The sequence below is a fragment of the Erwinia aphidicola genome, from assembly GCF_024169515.1.
Lineage (GTDB): Bacteria > Pseudomonadota > Gammaproteobacteria > Enterobacterales > Enterobacteriaceae > Erwinia > Erwinia aphidicola.
Genome location: NZ_JAMKCQ010000001.1, coordinates 3,104,009 through 3,120,618 on the forward strand (window position 1 = coordinate 3,104,009; position 16,610 = coordinate 3,120,618).

Below are 16,610 nucleotides of genomic sequence, written 5' to 3' on the forward strand. Positions count from 1 at the left end.
AAAAATGGGGGATCAAGGCTGGAACGTTCCCACGCCGAGTTCGTTCTCTTTGCGCGTGCGTGCAATAACGGAGGCTGGGGACTCAAGAGTGCGCAGATCCATCTGATCTTCAGCGCGCACCAGCACGCCACGCAGCGAGTTGGCGTAGACATCAACGATTTCCACATCGACAAACTTGCCGATGTGCTCCGGAGTGCCTTCAAAGTTCACCACGCGGTTACATTCGGTACGCCCGGAGAGTTCCATCACATTCTTGCGTGAGGTACCCTCCACCAGAATGCGCTGCACGGTGCCGAGCTTGCTGCGGCTCCAACTCATCACCTGCTGGTTGATGCGGTCCTGCAGAATATAGAGACGCTGCTTTTTCTCTTCTTCCGAGACATCGTCCGGCAAATCGGCGGCTGGCGTGCCGGGGCGCGCGGAGTAAATAAAGCTGAAGCTGGTATCGAAGTTTATCTCACCAACCAGCTTCATGGTCTGCTCAAAGTCGGCCTGGGTTTCGCCCGGGAAGCCGATGATAAAGTCAGAGCTCATCTGAATACCCGGGCGTGCAGCGCGCAGTTTTCGGATGATGGCTTTGTACTCCAGCGCGGTATGGGCGCGCTTCATCAGGGTCAGAATACGGTCCGCGCCGCTCTGCACCGGCAGATGCAGGAAGCTCACCAGCTCCGGCGTATCGCGATAGACATCAATGATATCGTCGGTGAATTCAATCGGATGGCTGGTGGTAAAACGGATACGGTCGATGCCATCAATGGCAGCGACCAGCCGCAGCAGCTCGGCAAACGAGCAGATCCCGCCGTCATAGGTGGCTCCGCGATAAGCATTGACGTTCTGGCCCAGCAGGTTAACTTCACGCACGCCCTGCGCGGCCAGCTGAGCAATTTCAAACAGAATATCGTCAGAAGGGCGGCTGACCTCTTCACCGCGGGTGTAGGGCACCACGCAGAAGGTACAATATTTGTTGCAGCCTTCCATGATCGAGACAAAAGCGGTCGGTCCTTCAGCACGCGGTTCCGGCATGCGGTCAAACTTTTCTATCTCCGGGAAGCTGACATCCACCACCGGGCTTTTACTGCCGCGCACGGTGTTGATCATCTCCGGCAGGCGGTGCAGCGTCTGTGGGCCAAAGACGATATCGACACAGCTGGCGCGCTGGCGCAGCTGGGCACCCTCCTGCGAGGCCACGCAGCCGCCAACGCCGATAATCACATCGGGGTTCGCTTCCTTCAGCTTTCTCCAGCGGCCAAGCAGCGCAAAAACTTTTTCCTGGGCCTTTTCACGAATCGAACAGGTGTTGAGCAGCAGTATGTCGGCATCTTCCGCCTCTTCAGTCAGAACATAGCCGTGTGTGCTGTTTAACAGGTCAGCCATTTTGGATGAGTCATACTCATTCATCTGACAGCCCCAGGTTTTGATATGTAGTTTTTTTGTCATCGACTTGCCATTTGTCATGCAGAAAGAGGAGCAGGGCGCGTATTCTGTCGTGCAGAGACGCCCATTAAGCCCGTGTTGCGGCGATCTGATTGTCACAGAAAATTCCGGTACACTTAATCACGCTCAGGATAACAGAATTCAGCCGCTGAGGTGTAGCCACACAGCACGCCAGGTCAGGCCGGCGAAGGAAAAAAAATGACGGAAATAAAGCAGAAAGTGGACGTGGCCATTGTCGGTGGCGGCATGGTGGGCGCAGCGCTGGCGAGTGGCCTGGCGCAGCACGGTTTTCAGGTTGCCGTGCTGGAGCAGGAAACGCCGGCAGAGTTTGTGGCGGGGAGCGATCCGGATGTGCGTATTTCCTCTATCGGTGCTGCCTCCGCTGCGCTGCTAAAACAGCTTGATGTCTGGCCTGCGGTGCTGGCGATGCGCACAGTGCCTTACCGCAAGCTGGAAACCTGGGAGTGGCAGACCGCAGCAGTTCATTTTGATGCCGAGTCGCTTGGCCTGCCAGAACTGGGTTTTATGGTGGAAAACAGCGTGTTGCAGCAGGCTCTGTGGCAGCGTCTGCAGCAGCAACCGGTTCAGCTACTTTGCCCGGCACGCCTGCGCGATCTGCAAAGTGAAAACGGCGGCTGGCAGTTAACGCTGGATAACGGTGAGCAGCTGCACGCACGGCTGGTGGTTGGCGCTGACGGGGCGAACTCTCAGGTTCGGCAGCTGGCCGGAATTGGTATACACGGCTGGAACTATTCTCAGTCGTGCATGTTGATCAGCGTGCGCTGTGAGCATGACGCCGGCGATACCACCTGGCAGCAGTTCACTCCGGATGGCCCACGCGCATTCCTGCCGCTGTTTGATCGCTGGGCGTCGCTGGTGTGGTATGACAGCCCGGCACGCATCCGCCAGCTGCAGGCGATGAGCATGCCGCAGCTGCAAAAGGAGATCCAGGCACACTTCCCGCCGCGAGTGGGCAGAGTGACCCCGGTCGCCGCCGGTTCCTTCCCGCTGGTGCGCCGCCATGCCACGCGCTATGTGCTGCCCGGTCTGGCGCTGGTAGGCGATGCGGCTCACACCATTAATCCGCTGGCCGGGCAGGGGGTGAACCTCGGCTATCGCGACGTGGACGCGCTGATTGAGGTGTTGAGTGAGTCGCGGCTGCGTGCGGAGGACTGGGCATCCGCAGCGGTATTACAGCGCTATCAGCGCAAACGCCTGAAGGACAACCTGCTGATGCAGAGCGGGATGGACCTGTTCTATTTTGCCTTCAGCAATCAGTCGGCACCCCTGAAGGTGTTGCGTAACCTTGGATTGATTGTCGCGCAGCATTCGGGCGTGCTTAAGCGTCAGGCATTAAGGTATGCGTTAGGTTTGTAGCAACGGTGGGATGGCGGGCTGACCGAACCAGAGGGTCAGCCTCTACCGTTAGCAACAGTGCCCGGTCATTTCGTCGGGGCCGATGTTTTTCCGATCGCGCCATTATTCAGACGTAAAAAAGCCCGCTTGCGCGGGCTTCTTTACTAATTGGCTGGGGTGCAGGGATTCGAACCCCGGAATGCTGGTATCAGAAACCAGAGCCTTACCACTTGGCGACACCCCAATTATTACTTATGCGACTGGCGAACCAGGCGTCTTTTTCTTTGCGACTCGTATTACCAGCCGTCTAAATATGGCTGGGGTGCAGGGATTCGAACCCCGGAATGCTGGTATCAGAAACCAGAGCCTTACCACTTGGCGACACCCCAATAAAATTGGTGGCTACTACGGGAATCGAACCTGTGACCCCAGCATTATGAGTGCTGTGCTCTAACCAGCTGAGCTAAGTAGCCTAATTTTACTGCTTTACTGCTAATACATACTACCAAAAAAAATGGCTGGGGTACCTGGATTCGAACCAGGGAATGCCGGTATCAAAAACCGGTGCCTTACCGCTTGGCGATACCCCATCCGTGCAAACCGCGCTTGGAAATGGTGCGGGAGGCGAGACTTGAACTCGCACACCTTGCGGCGCCAGAACCTAAATCTGGTGCGTCTACCAATTTCGCCACTCCCGCGCAAAAAAGATGGTGGCTACTACGGGAATCGAACCTGTGACCCCAGCATTATGAGTGCTGTGCTCTAACCAGCTGAGCTAAGTAGCCATCTTTTTTCGCGTAACCTTCTGCGGCGTTGCGGGGCGCATTATGCGGAGTTGGTCCAAAAGCGTCAACAAGTTTTTTGCCGTTTTTTATCACAAGCGTGTTGTTTGCACGCCTTGTAACCATCATGCCGATAAAATCAACGAATTCTGATGCTAACAGACGCAACGGGTAAATAAAAACGGGCCTGAGCGGCCCGTTTTAGCTTTTTAATCCATGACTTATTAGTAAGCGGACTGGTGCACGCCTACGGCACGGCCAGACGGATCGTCCATGTTTTTGAACGCTTCGTCCCATTCAATCGCTTTAGCGGAAGAACAGGCCACTGACGGGCCACCCGGCACGCACTCTGCCGCGCTGGCCAGCGGGAACAGCTCTTCAAAGATTTCACGGTACAAATACGCCTCTTTCGAGTTCGGCGTGTTGTACGGGAAGCGGAAGTTCGCGGTTTGCAGCTGCTGATCGCTGACCTGCTCTTTTGCCACTTCTTTCAGGGTATCAATCCAGCTGTAGCCAACGCCGTCAGAGAACTGCTCTTTCTGGCGCCATGCCACGCTCTCCGGCAGGTAAGATTCGAAGCATTCGCGCAGGATGTGTTTTTCCATCTTGCCGTTGCTGCCGCACATTTTATCCTGCGGGTTGATGCGCATCGCGACATCAAGGAATTTCTTATCAAGGAACGGGACGCGGGCTTCAACGCCCCAGGCAGACATCGCCTTGTTAGCGCGCGCGCAGTCAAACATATGCAGCGCGTGCAGCTTACGCACGTTCTCTTCGTGGAATTCCTGGGCGTTCGGTGCTTTGTGGAAGTAGAGGTAGCCACCAAACACTTCATCAGCACCTTCACCGGACAGCACCATCTTAATGCCCATTGCTTTAATCTTGCGTGACATCAGGTACATCGGCGTGGAGGCGCGGATAGTGGTCACATCATAGGTTTCAATGTGATAGATCACGTCGCGGATAGCATCCAGACCTTCCTGCACGGTGAAATGAATTTCGTGGTGCACGGTGCCAAGATGTTCCGCTACCGCTTTTGCCGCTTTCAGGTCGGGTGAACCTTCCAGACCGACCGCGAAGGAGTGCAGCTGTGGCCACCAGGCCTCGCTCTTATCCTGGTCTTCAATACGCTTGGCAGCAAAACGCTTGGTAACAGCCGAGATAATTGATGAGTCCAGACCGCCGGACAGCAGCACGCCATAAGGTACGTCTGACATCAGGTGACTTTTTACTGACTCTTCCAGCGCGCTTTTCAGCGCCGCGGCGTCCGTGACGTTGTTTTCGACCGCAGCGTAATCAAACCAGTCGCGCTGCCAGTAGCGGCGGATTTCACCGTCGGTGCTCGACAGGTAGCTGCCCGCCGGGAACTCTTTAATGCTGCGGCACACCGGCACCAGCGCTTTCATTTCTGAGGCAACATACAGGTTGCCGTGCTCATCATTGCCCATATACAGCGGAATGATACCGATATGGTCACGACCGATCAGCCAGGTGTTTTTCACGCTGTCATACAGAATGAAAGCGAACATGCCTTCCAGGTCGTCGAGAAAGTCGATGCCCTTCTCCTGATACAGCGCGAGGATCACTTCGCAGTCAGACTCGGTCTGGAACTCATAGCGATCGCTCAGCTCAGCACGCAGCGCCTGATGGTTGTAGATTTCACCGTTTACCGCAAGAACATGGGTATGTGCTGCGTTGTACAGCGGCTGTGCGCCGTTGTTCACGTCAACGATCGACAGGCGCTCATGGACGAGGATCGCTTTATCATCAGCATAGACACCGGACCAGTCCGGGCCACGGTGACGCATCAGGCGGGAAAGCTCCAGCGCTTTCTTACGCAGTTCAACCGGATCGCTTTTCAGATCGAGTACACCAAAAATAGAACACATAAACAGCTCCCTAACGACTTACCTTGCGGTGGTGATATTGGTTTAAGCGACAGTTGCCGCGTGATGTATAAGAAAATGCGCTAACGCGGCAGGTGATGCAAGTAATTTAGCTAATAGGTGAAAAATAGGCTGTTGACGTGCGCGAATCCTTAACGGATTTTCAGTTTATGGCTTTTTTTATTGTGGAATCGATAATAAACGCCGGAAAGTGGATGAAAACTATCCAGTAGGGCGGGGAGAGCCCGGTAAACCGGGCAGGGGATAACTAAATAATGTCGATGTCGGCCACAGAGGGGTAAACCCAGGTCGGACGGAACGGCATAGCGTCGATATCGCTAAGCGTTGAGACGCCGGAAAGTACCAGAATCGTTTCCAGCCCTGCCTGAAAACCGGCGAGGATATCGGTACGCAGATTATCGCCAACGATCACCGTCTCTTCCGAGTGCGCCTGCATCTTATTCAGCGCGGCGCGCATAATCCACGGGCTGGGTTTACCAACGTAAAATGGCTGGCGACCGGAGATCTTTTCAATACCCGCGCACAGTGCGCCGCAGGCCGGGGAGAAGCCGTGGCCGTGGCTGTCCGGGTTGGTGGCAATAAAGCGCGCGCCGTTCGCCACGAAAAAGGCCGCTTTATGCATCATGTCCCAGTTAAACGACCGGGTTTCGCCAACGATAACAAAGTCAGGATTAATGTCGGTAATGGTGAATCCGGCTTTATACAGCTCGTGGATAAGTGCGCCTTCACCGACCACATAGGCTTTTTTACCTTCCTGGCGCTTAAGGAAATCAGCGGTGGCCATGGCCGAGGTGTAGAACACGCTGTCCGGCAGTTCGATTCCGGCAGAGGCAAAGCGGTTCGACAGATCCATCGCCGTTTGCGAAGGGTAGTTGGTCAGCACCACCAGCGGCATATTATTGCCAATAATACGCTGGAGAAATTCACGCGCACCCGGCACGGCGGTATTGTCGTGCATCAGTACGCCGTCGATATCGCAGATGACGTTCTTTATAGTCATTCGTTCGGAATCCATTTTTTATTAACCTTCCAGCAGACGTTGCAGCAGGATGCCATTCAGCATGGCGCGTTTCGCCAGGGCAAAGGCGCCAATAGCCGAGCGGTGATCAATTTCGGAACGGACCACCGGCAGATTTTTTCGGAATGCTTTCAACGCCTGAGTATTAATGCAGCCTTCAATAGCGGGCAGCAGCACTTTATCGGCTTCGGTAATTTCACCCGCAATCACAATTTTCTGTGGATTAAACAGATTGATGGCAATCGCAATCGCCTTGCCGAGATGGCGGCCCACGTGTTCAATCACTTCAGCCGCCAGCGCATCGCCGCGGTTTGCGGCCCGGCAGATCGGCTGAATATGACAATCGTCGAGGGTCAGGCTGCTTGGATAGCCCTGAGTCAGCAGGTGGCGCACGCGGTTTTCAATCGCGCTGTTGGCCGCGATCGTCTCCAGACAGCCAAAATTCCCGCAGTGGCAGCGCTCGCCGAGTGGGTCAACCTGGATATGCCCAATCTCGCCCACGTTGCCGTTGCTACCAAGAAAAATATGCCCGTTAGCGATAATACCGGCCCCGGTTCCGCGATGCACACGCACCAGAATGGAGTCTGCGCAGTCGCGCGATGCGCCAAAATAGTGCTCCGCCAGCGCCAGGCTGCGAATATCGTGACCGACAAAGCTGGTAACGTTGAAGCGCTTTTCCATATTGGCAACCAGCGGCCAGTGGCTGACGCTGATATGCGGCATATAGCGGATAATGCCATTTTTAGGGTCAACCAGGCCGGGCAGGATCACTGAAATGGCAATCAGCTCGCGAAGCTTACGCTGGTGCTGCTCACTGAAATCGGCAATGGCGTTGAACAGGGCATTTTCCAGGGTTTCCTGGGTACGTTCCGGTAGCGGGTAGTGCTCTTCCGCCAGCGATTTTCCGCTCAGGTCGAACAGGGTGACGGTGGCGTCATTGCGCCCAAGGCGCACGCCAATAGTATTGAAGCCGCGTGTTTCCGTAATGATAGAAATCGCCCGGCGGCCCCCGGTGGAGGCCTGCTGGTCGACTTCACGGATCAACCCGCGCTCAATGAGCTGGCGGGTGATCTTGGTGACGCTGGCGGGCGCGAGCTGACTGTGCTCGGCTATCTGAATGCGTGAGATAGGTCCTTGCTGATCGATCAGCCGGTAAACGGCTGCGCTATTAAGTTGTTTAACGAGATCAACATTTCCAATTTGAGCCTGGCCGCCGGTGGTCATTAAATCGCTACTCGCTTAAGACCTCGTTACCATTAACGATGGTCCGAATGATTTTGTAATCGCGGGTGAACACGGTCAGATTTGCCACTTTTCCGGCTTCAATTGAACCTAACTGGTTATCCACCCCCATTGCGCGGGCTGGGTAAAGTGTTGCCATTCTCAGCGTCTCATCGAGGGAGATGCCAACATGTTCAACGCTGTTCTCTACAGCTTCAATCATAGTTAGCGCAGAACCACTCAGAGTGCCGTTCTCATCAACACACAGCCCGTTGCGATAGTATATTGTTTTACCAGCAAAAATGAACCGATCAATACTGGCTCCGGCAGGGGCGGTAGCATCGGTCACCAGGATCAGCTTGTCGCCTTTGATCCGTTTAGCGTTACGAATGTTAGCGTAATGCACATGTAAACCGTCGGCGATCACGCCACACCATACATCTGGTGAATCAAACAGCGCACCAATCAGCCCCGGCTCGCGTCCGCTGGTGGCAGGCATGGCATTATACAGATGAGTAGCAAAGGTCACGCCTGCATCGATTCCGGCGGCAGCTTCCTCATAGGTCCCGTGCGAGTGTCCCGCAGAGATGACGATCCCGGCTGCGCGCAGCTGGCGGATTATTGCTGCATCCACTTTTTCCGGGGCAAGGGTGATTTTAGTAATCACATCGGCATTCGCGCAGAGAAAATCGACCAGCTCTTGGTCTGGCGCACGGATCAGGGCAGGGTCATGGGTGCCTTTTTTCAGCGGGTTGAGCCACGGCCCTTCCAGGTGCAGTCCCAGTGCCTGGTTGGCATTCTGCGCCAGATAAGCGCGCATCACTTCAACTGCGCGCTTCATTAATTCGTCGGTGCTGGTAATCAGGGTAGGCAGGAAACTGGTGCAGCCTGATTTTTCGTTGGCTTTCTGCATGATTTGCAGCGTTTCTACACTGATCGCCGCAATGTCATCGTTAAACTGCACGCCGCCACAGCCGTTGAGCTGCAGGTCGATAAATCCAGGGGCAACAATCGCACCACCGACATCGCGAGTTTCGATGCCAGCGGGCAGATCTTCCAGCGGGCAGACTCGCTCGATCAGACCATCGGCAATGACAACAGCATGGTTATCGAGGATTTTGTGGCCGGTGAAAATGCGGCCCTGGGTCAACGCGTACATAATTTTTCTCCTGACTTTCCTGATAATTCCGGCTCTGCCCGGCGGTTATTGCGCTCAGGCAGAGCCGTTCAGTGATGCGGGCATCACAGATCTTTAATATTTCCTGCTTCCATTTCGCGGAAATACTTCACGGTTTTGACTTTCAGTTCTGAGGTGGCGGGCTCATCACAGACCACGACTGCTTTGGCGTGCAGCTGCAGGCAGCTAATGGTCCACATATGATTCACATTGCCTTCAACGGCGGCCTGCAGGGCCTGAGCTTTCACGTGGCCGGTCACCAGAATCATCACCTCTTCCGCGTCAAGCAGCGTACCCACGCCGACGGTCAGCGCATATTTTGGTACCTGATCAACATCACCGCCGAAGAAACGTGAGTTGGCGATACGGGTATCGTGAGTCAGCGTTTTAATGCGGGTGCGTGAAGCCAGTGATGACGCCGGCTCATTGAAAGCGATATGACCGTCGTTACCGACACCGCCCATAAACAGGTGGATTTTGCCATAAGAACGGATCTTCTCCTCATACTGGCGACATTCTGCGTCAATATCCGGGGCATTGCCATTGAGAAGATTGATGTTTTCACTTGGAATATCAACATGATCAAAAAAGTTACGGTACATAAAGCTGTGGTAACTTTCCGGGTGCTCTTTTGGCAGGCCTACGTATTCGTCCATGTTGAAAGTGACAACGTGTTTAAAGCTAACCTGGCCCGCTTTATGCATATCGATTAAATGCTTATAGGCTTCAAGCGGCGTACCGCCCGTCGGCAGACCTAATACAAAAGGACGGTCGGCAGTCGGGTTAAAAGCGTTGATGCGGTTAACAATGTGGCGTGCTGCCCACTTGCCGACCTGAGTTGGCGTTGCCAGAGGAATCAGTCTCATGTTGCACCTCATTTTATGCAGAGTTGGAATGGGTTAAAAACGGTGCTCTGTAATGGCTCAGGGTAAGCGTAACGTGATTACCGCAGGAGAACAGAGGGATTTATCCGTTATGATTTTTCGAATCATAAAATAAGTTTGTGCCGATCGCCAGCTGCATGCTAAGAATAATGCGTTTTTTGGTGATTTTAGTCACAGATACGGTGCTTTAATTTGCGAAGCGAATTAATTTTTTTTTACACTTCGTCTCGTGGTGTGTAGTGTCATACAAATTCCAAAAAACCGTGTAAAAAAATCAAAGCGGTTTTTGGTGCTATATCGGGTCTCATAGGGGGAAATGGTGAATATTCTAGGCTTCTTTCAAAGATTAGGGCGGTCGTTACAGCTGCCGATTGCCGTGCTGCCAGTCGCAGCACTGATGCTGCGCTTCGGCCAGCCCGACTTACTCAACATGCCGTTTATTGCCCAGGCGGGTGGTGCGATTTTTGACAATCTCGCGCTGATCTTCGCTATTGGTGTGGCATCAACCTGGTCGAAAGATAACGCCGGTGCAGCTGCGCTGGCGGGCGCGGTGGGGTACTTTATCCTCACCAAAGCGATGGTCACCATTAACCCAACGGTCAATATGGGCGTGCTGGCGGGGATTATTACGGGTCTGGTTGCCGGTATGACTTACAACCGCTGGTCCGACATCAAACTGCCTGACTTCCTGAGCTTCTTTGGTGGTAAACGCTTTGTACCGATTGCCACCGGCTTCTTCTGTCTGGTGCTGGCCGCCATATTTGGTTACGTCTGGCCACCGGTGCAGGCGGGCATTCACGCAGGCGGTGAGTGGATTGTCTCTGAAGGCGCGTTAGGCGCGGGTATCTTCGGTTTCGTTAACCGTCTGCTGATCCCAACCGGTCTTCATCAGGTGCTGAATACCATTGCCTGGTTCCAGATTGGTGAGTTTACCAATGCGGCCGGTGCGGTATTCCACGGTGACATTAACCGCTTCTATGCGGGCGATGGCTCGGCGGGCATGTTTATGTCTGGCTTCTTCCCGATCATGATGTTTGGTCTGCCGGGTGCCGCGCTGGCGATGTATCTGGCCGCGCCGAAAGAGCGTCGTCCAATGGTCGGTGGCATGCTGCTGTCCGTTGCGGTTACCGCCTTCCTGACCGGTGTCACCGAGCCGCTGGAATTCCTGTTCATGTTCCTGGCGCCGATGCTGTATCTGATCCACGCCCTGCTGACCGGTATCAGCCTGTTTGTTGCCACCACTCTGGGCATCCACGCGGGCTTCTCGTTCTCTGCCGGCGCTATCGACTACGTATTGATGTACAAACTGCCTGCGGCCAGTCAGAACGTCTGGATGCTGCTGGTGATGGGCGTTATCGCCTTCCTGGTTTACTTCGTGCTGTTCAGTGCGGTTATCCGCATGCTGAACCTGAAAACGCCGGGTCGTGAAGATGCGAGTGACCTGGTGGTGACCGACGAAGCGAATAGCAATACCGAAGAGGGGCTGGCCCAGCTGTCGCGTAGCTACATTGGTGCGATTGGCGGCTCCGAAAACCTGAACGTGATTGATGCCTGTATTACCCGTCTGCGTCTGTCGGTGAAAGATGCTTCCCTGGTTAATGATGCTCAGTGTAAGCGCCTTGGTGCTTCCGGTGTGGTGAAACTGAACAAGCAGACGATTCAGGTGATCGTCGGTGCGAAAGCCGAATCGATTGCTGAAGAGATGAAAAAGCAGATTGCTAAAGGCCCGGTGGCTGCGGCTTCTGCTGCCAGCGCAGCACCTGTGGCACCGGTTGCGGCTCCACAAGCCGTGCCAAACGTGGCGAAAGGCATTATCGGCACGCTGGTTGCGCCGGTCAGCGGCAAAGTTGTCGCCATTGACCAGGTTCCGGATGAGGCCTTTGCCAGTAAAGCGGTAGGCGATGGCCTGGCGATTCTGCCAACCAGCAGTACCGTTGTATCCCCTGCTGCAGGCACCGTGGTGAAAATCTTCAATACCAACCATGCCTTCTGCCTGGAAACGGAAAAAGGGGTTGAAGTAGTGGTGCATATGGGGCTGGATACCGTGACGCTGGAAGGAAAAGGTTTCACCCGCCTGGTGGAAGAGGGCAGCCAGGTGGTCGCCGGTCAACCGGTGCTGGAAATGGACCTTGAGTTCCTCAATGCCAATGCCCGTTCGATGGTCAGCCCGGTCGTGGTCAGCAACATCGATGATTTCGCTGGCATCACGCTGCTGGCGGGCGATACGGTGGTTGCCGGTGAGACCCGGTTATACGAAATTAATGGCTAAGCCACCCGGCTGAGGCTTGATTAAAAGGGCGGGAAGCAATTCCCGCCCTTTTTTTATGAGATTCCCGCAACAAACGGTTGTTTCGCCTCCCCGCTTTGTGGATCATACTCCGTTATTTGACAGCTAATTTATACTCGTCATTCTTCAAGTTGCAGCTGTGTTGGCTGCGTGTGTTCACCCCAGTCACTTACTTTGTAAGCTCCCGGGGATTCTCACACTTGCCGCCTTGCCGCAACTCGAATTATCTAGAGTAAATGCCATGCATTATTGAGGAAATTGAGATGAGTGAGGCTGAAGCCCGCCCAACTAACTTTATTCGTCAGATCATCGACGAAGATCTGGCGAACGGTAAGCATGCCACCGTGCATACCCGCTTCCCGCCTGAGCCGAACGGTTACCTGCATATTGGTCATGCAAAATCTATCTGCCTGAACTTTGGCATCGCGCAGGATTATCACGGGCAGTGCAATCTGCGTTTTGATGACACTAACCCGGTGAAAGAAGACCTGGAGTTTGTTGAGTCAATTAAACGTGACGTGAAGTGGCTTGGCTTTGAGTGGAGCGGCGAAGTACGCTACTCATCTGACTATTTCGAACAGCTGCACAACTATGCGGTTGAGCTGATCGGTAAAGGTCTGGCTTACGTTGACGAACTGTCACCTGAGCAGATCCGTGAATACCGAGGTAGCCTGACGGCGCCGGGTAAAAACAGCCCTTACCGCGACCGTAGCGTGGAAGAGAACCTTGAGCTGTTTGCCAAAATGCGCGCCGGTGGTTTTGCTGAAGGCACCGCCTGCCTGCGTGCAAAAATCGATATGGCGTCCAACTTTATCGTGATGCGCGACCCGGTTATCTACCGCATTAAATTCGCCGAGCACCACCAGACCGGCAACAAGTGGTGCATCTACCCGATGTACGATTTCACCCACTGCATCTCCGATGCGCTGGAAGGGATCACCCACTCGCTGTGTACGCTGGAGTTCCAGGACAACCGTCGCCTGTATGACTGGGTGCTGGACAACATCACCATCCCGGTGCATCCGCGTCAGTATGAGTTCTCACGCCTGAATCTTGAATACGCCATTATGTCCAAGCGTAAGCTCAACCTGCTGGTCACTGAGAAAGTGGTTGAGGGCTGGGATGACCCGCGCATGCTGACCGTGTCTGGCCTGCGCCGCCGCGGTTACAGCGCGGAATCAATTCGTGAGTTCTGCCGCCGTATTGGCGTGACCAAACAGGATAACAACGTGGAAATGGCCGCGCTGGAATCCTGTATTCGCGACGATCTCAACGAAAACGCGCCGCGTGCGATGGCCGTTCTTGACCCGGTAAAAGTGGTGATCGAAAACCTGCCTGCGCATCATGAAGAGATGATCAGCATGCCGAACCATCCGAGCAAGCCGGAGATGGGTACGCGCGAAGTGCCGTTCAGCCGTGAGATCTGGATCGATCGTGCTGACTTCCGTGAAGAAGCGAATAAGCAGTACAAGCGTCTGGTGATGGGCAAAGAAGTGCGCCTGCGTAATGCCTACGTGATCAAAGCTGAGCGCGTAGCCAAAGATGAAGAGGGCAACATTACCTGCCTGTTCTGCACCTGCGACGTGGATACGCTGAGCAAAGATCCGGCCGATGGTCGTAAAGTGAAAGGCGTGATCCACTGGGTGTCCGCAGTTCACGGCCTGCCTGCGGAGTTCCGCCTGTATGACCGTCTGTTCAGCGTGCCAAACCCGGGCGCAGCAGAAGATTTCCTGACCACCGTTAACCCGGAATCCCTGGTGATTCGTCACGGTTACGTCGAAGCGGGCATGCAGCAGGCTGAAGCTTCTGCACCTTACCAGTTCGAGCGTGAAGGTTACTTCTGTGCCGACAGCGTCTATTCCAGCGCCAGCAATCTGGTGTTTAACCGCACCGTTGGCCTGCGCGATACCTGGGCGAAAATGGGCGAATAAGCCGTAATCAGCTATATAAGAGGGCGATGATTCGCCCTTTTTTTTCGTCCGCTGGATACCGCTATCAGCGACGTATCGACAATCTCACCTGAAGGATATTGCATGTCTGGATTAGCCGAACAAGCCAGCCGCAGCGTGATTGTGCTGCATGAACTGATCGCCGAAGTGTTTCACGGCGACGGCAGTAAAGTGCCCGAACTGCTCGCTCATTTTGCCCCCGAATTCACCATGGTCACTCCCGGTGGAAAAATGCTGGCGCTGGCAGACGTTGCCGCACTGTTTACCCGCCTGACTGGCGGACGTCAGGGCGTGGAGATTCGTATTGAGCAGTGCCAAATTATTTCGCAGTCAGAGCAGGATGTGGTGATTCATTACCATGAGCTGCAGCAGCAGGGGGATGTGCATACTCATCGTATCTCGCTGGCGGTGATTGACTGTAGCGCAACCCCACCACGCTGGCGCTATTTGCAGGAAACGATGGTTGCCGACTAGTTACCGTACTAGTTCGCGAGTGTGATTTTGTGTAGACTATGCGGCATTAATGCCGTTTAGCCAGTGGAATATCCCGGCGCGTGCGTTTTGTTACCGTTTCTCGCTAAGGATTTGCCATGGCTCTGCCTGCTTCTGCTGCTCCGTTACCCTCCACGCTGTGGGGGACCTTAATCATCAGCGGCACCATTATCGGTGCCGGGATGTTCTCCCTGCCGGTGGTCATGTCGGGGGCGTGGTTCCTCTGGTCTTCACTGTTGCTGATCCTCACCTGGTTTTGCATGCTGCTTTCCGGGCTGCTCTATCTTGAGGCCAGCCTGCATTATCCGCCGGGCGCCAGCTTCGATACCGTTACGCGCGACCTGTTAGGGCGCGGCTGGAATCTGGTTAACGGGTTGTCGGTGGTTTTTGTGCTCGGCATTCTGACCTACGCCTATATCTCTGCCAGCGGGGCGATTATTCAGCACAGCCTGAGCCAGCTGAGTGTCGATCTCTCTGCCCGCACCGCCGGGCTGCTGTTTGCGCTGCTGGTGGCGCTGTTTATCTGGCTGGGTACGGCCGTGGTCAGCCGCATGACGCTGATCTTTCTCGGTGCGAAGGTGATCACATTCCTGATGATTTTTGGCGGCTTGCTGTGGCACATCGAGCCGGTGAATCTGCTCGACAGCGCGGCGGAAGACGGCCACTACCTGCGTTATCTCTGGGCGGTAGTGCCGTTCTGCCTGGCCTCATTTGGCTACCACGGCAATATTGCCGGGCTGGTGAGTTACTACCGTAAAAACGCCGGGCGCGTCAGCCGCTGCCTGGTCTACGGCACGCTGCTGGCGCTGGCAATTTACCTGGTGTGGATCGTCGGCACCATGGGCAATATTCCACGCCATGACTTTAAAGCGATTGCCGCACAGGGGGGGAATATCGATGTGCTGGTTGCGGCGTTGTCCGGCGTACTGCACAGTCAGTACCTGAATCTGCTGCTGGATATCTTCTCCAACTTTGCCGTGGCCTGCTCATTCCTCGGCGTCAGCCTGGGCTTTTTTGACTACCTTGCCGACCTGTTTAAGCTGGATAACTCTGCCACAGGGCGCCTGAAGACCACCGTGCTGACCTTTATTTTCCCGCTTACTGCCGCGCTGATCTGGCCCAACGGCTTTCTACTGGCGATAGGTTATGCCGGGTTGGCTGCTACCCTTTGGGCGGTGATCACGCCCGCGCTGCTCGCCTGGCAGTCGCGCCGCCGCTTTGCCACCGCGGCCTGGCGGGTGAGGGGCGGCGTTGCGCCCATCGTACTGGTGCTCTGCTTTGGCGTGCTGAATGCCCTGGTATCACTGCTCTCATACGGTCACTGGCTGCCGGTATTCGGCGAATAGCAGGCATAAAAAAACCGCTGGCAGGCAGCGGTTTTTACACAATCATGGAGATTACTGGTCGTGCAGAGTCTCGTCTTCGCGGCAGTCGCCCAGAGCACAGTGACCGTAAAGATAGAGGCTGTGGTTGCTCAGTTTGATGCCGTGGCGCTTAGCGATTTCACGCTGGCGCTCCTCGATGTATTCATCACGAAACTCGATAACTTTACCGCAGTCCAGGCAGATCAGATGATCGTGATGGTGCTGCTGGGTCAGTTCGAAAACGGATTTACCGCCTTCAAAGTTATGGCGGGTAACGATCCCCGCGTCGTCAAACTGGTTCAGCACGCGGTAAACCGTGGCCAGACCAATTTCTTCGCCCATATCAATCAGGCGTTTGTACAAGTCTTCCGCACTGACGTGATGGCCCTCTGGTTCCTGAAGCACTTCCAGAATTTTCAGTCGGGGAAGCGTGACTTTCAGGCCGGCCTTCTTTAATGCGGTGTTATTGTCAGTCATGCGGATATTGTCCTGTTACTTTGCTAGTCACTTAGTGGCTGAAAAGCCATGAACATCGGTCGACGCTAAAGCTGAATGCGTCTCAGTATAGAGCTGATAGTTCGAAATGAAAACTAAAAGGGATGCCTGAACCGCTGAGGGATGTAAGGATTAATGTCGTTACATCCTGGGAAGCGCGCGCCCGAATTATGCTGGGTTAACATTTCGTTCTCCCTCATCTCATCACACTCGGTAAACCAAGTGTCGTCAAACAGTGTGACGG

Annotated in this window: 12 protein-coding genes and 6 tRNA genes; 5 read left to right on the forward strand and 13 right to left on the reverse strand. The window is 54.7% G+C overall.

Annotation, left to right across the window (positions count from 1 at the left end; all coding sequences use genetic code 11):
* Positions 1-12: 12 nt before the first annotated feature.
* The gene (gene miaB / locus J2Y91_RS14520) at positions 13-1,437 is read right to left on the reverse strand and encodes a tRNA (N6-isopentenyl adenosine(37)-C2)-methylthiotransferase MiaB (RefSeq protein ID WP_133624177.1); all 1,425 of its coding nucleotides are present in this window, start codon (positions 1,435-1,437) and stop codon (positions 13-15) included.
* 195 nt (positions 1,438-1,632) lie between these two features.
* On the opposite strand from miaB, the gene ubiF reads away from it, so the two are divergent.
* Complete coding sequence (ubiF, locus tag J2Y91_RS14525) at positions 1,633-2,811, forward strand: 3-demethoxyubiquinol 3-hydroxylase (protein WP_253538615.1); 1,179 nt, start codon at positions 1,633-1,635, stop codon at positions 2,809-2,811.
* 148 nt (positions 2,812-2,959) lie between these two features.
* On the opposite strand, the gene J2Y91_RS14530 is transcribed toward ubiF, so the two are convergent.
* From J2Y91_RS14530 to nagB, 11 genes are all read right to left on the reverse strand, one after another.
* Positions 2,960-3,034: transfer RNA gene (locus J2Y91_RS14530), tRNA-Gln, on the reverse strand.
* A 70-nt stretch (positions 3,035-3,104) separates the two neighbouring features.
* A tRNA-Gln gene (locus J2Y91_RS14535) sits at positions 3,105-3,179 on the reverse strand.
* Positions 3,180-3,186: 7 nt separating this feature from the next.
* Positions 3,187-3,263: transfer RNA gene (locus tag J2Y91_RS14540), tRNA-Met, on the reverse strand.
* A 42-nt stretch (positions 3,264-3,305) separates the two neighbouring features.
* Positions 3,306-3,380, reverse strand: a tRNA-Gln gene (locus J2Y91_RS14545).
* Between the two features lie 23 nt (positions 3,381-3,403).
* Positions 3,404-3,488 (reverse strand) — tRNA-Leu (locus J2Y91_RS14550).
* Positions 3,489-3,498: 10 nt separating this feature from the next.
* A tRNA-Met gene (locus tag J2Y91_RS14555) sits at positions 3,499-3,575 on the reverse strand.
* Positions 3,576-3,796: 221 nt separating this feature from the next.
* The gene (asnB, locus tag J2Y91_RS14560) at positions 3,797-5,461 is read right to left on the reverse strand and encodes an asparagine synthase B (RefSeq protein ID WP_048916756.1); all 1,665 of its coding nucleotides are present in this window, start codon (positions 5,459-5,461) and stop codon (positions 3,797-3,799) included.
* A gap of 265 nt (positions 5,462-5,726) precedes the next feature.
* Positions 5,727-6,479, reverse strand: a complete 753-nt coding sequence (locus J2Y91_RS14565) for an HAD-IIA family hydrolase (protein WP_062818349.1) — start codon at positions 6,477-6,479, stop codon at positions 5,727-5,729.
* A gap of 21 nt (positions 6,480-6,500) precedes the next feature.
* Positions 6,501-7,721: a DNA-binding transcriptional regulator NagC gene (gene nagC, locus J2Y91_RS14570; protein WP_048916754.1), complete on the reverse strand. Its 1,221-nt coding sequence runs from the start codon at positions 7,719-7,721 to the stop codon at positions 6,501-6,503.
* Positions 7,722-7,728: 7 nt separating this feature from the next.
* A complete protein-coding gene (gene nagA, locus J2Y91_RS14575) occupies positions 7,729-8,877 on the reverse strand; it encodes an N-acetylglucosamine-6-phosphate deacetylase (RefSeq protein WP_133624175.1) in 1,149 nt (382 codons plus the stop codon).
* An 83-nt stretch (positions 8,878-8,960) separates the two neighbouring features.
* A complete protein-coding gene (nagB, locus tag J2Y91_RS14580) occupies positions 8,961-9,761 on the reverse strand; it encodes a glucosamine-6-phosphate deaminase (RefSeq protein WP_048916752.1) in 801 nt (266 codons plus the stop codon).
* Between the two features lie 337 nt (positions 9,762-10,098).
* On the opposite strand from nagB, the gene nagE reads away from it, so the two are divergent.
* The 4 genes from nagE (at position 10,099) to mtr (ending at position 15,853) form a co-directional block, all read left to right on the forward strand.
* Positions 10,099-12,048, forward strand: coding sequence for a PTS N-acetyl glucosamine transporter subunit IIABC (gene nagE, locus J2Y91_RS14585; protein WP_133625102.1), 1,950 nt, complete (start codon positions 10,099-10,101; stop codon positions 12,046-12,048).
* Positions 12,049-12,329: 281 nt separating this feature from the next.
* Positions 12,330-13,997, forward strand: a complete 1,668-nt coding sequence (glnS, locus tag J2Y91_RS14590) for a glutamine--tRNA ligase (RefSeq protein ID WP_048916751.1) — start codon at positions 12,330-12,332, stop codon at positions 13,995-13,997.
* 102 nt (positions 13,998-14,099) lie between these two features.
* On the forward strand, positions 14,100-14,489 hold the full coding sequence (locus J2Y91_RS14595; protein WP_133624174.1) for a hypothetical protein: 390 nt from the start codon (positions 14,100-14,102) through the stop codon (positions 14,487-14,489).
* A gap of 116 nt (positions 14,490-14,605) precedes the next feature.
* Complete coding sequence (gene mtr, locus J2Y91_RS14600) at positions 14,606-15,853, forward strand: tryptophan permease (RefSeq protein WP_133624173.1); 1,248 nt, start codon at positions 14,606-14,608, stop codon at positions 15,851-15,853.
* A gap of 51 nt (positions 15,854-15,904) precedes the next feature.
* Here the strand turns inward: mtr and fur are convergent, their stop codons facing one another.
* Positions 15,905-16,348, reverse strand: a complete 444-nt coding sequence (gene fur, locus J2Y91_RS14605; RefSeq protein WP_048916748.1) for a ferric iron uptake transcriptional regulator — start codon at positions 16,346-16,348, stop codon at positions 15,905-15,907.
* Positions 16,349-16,610 lie beyond the last annotated feature (262 nt).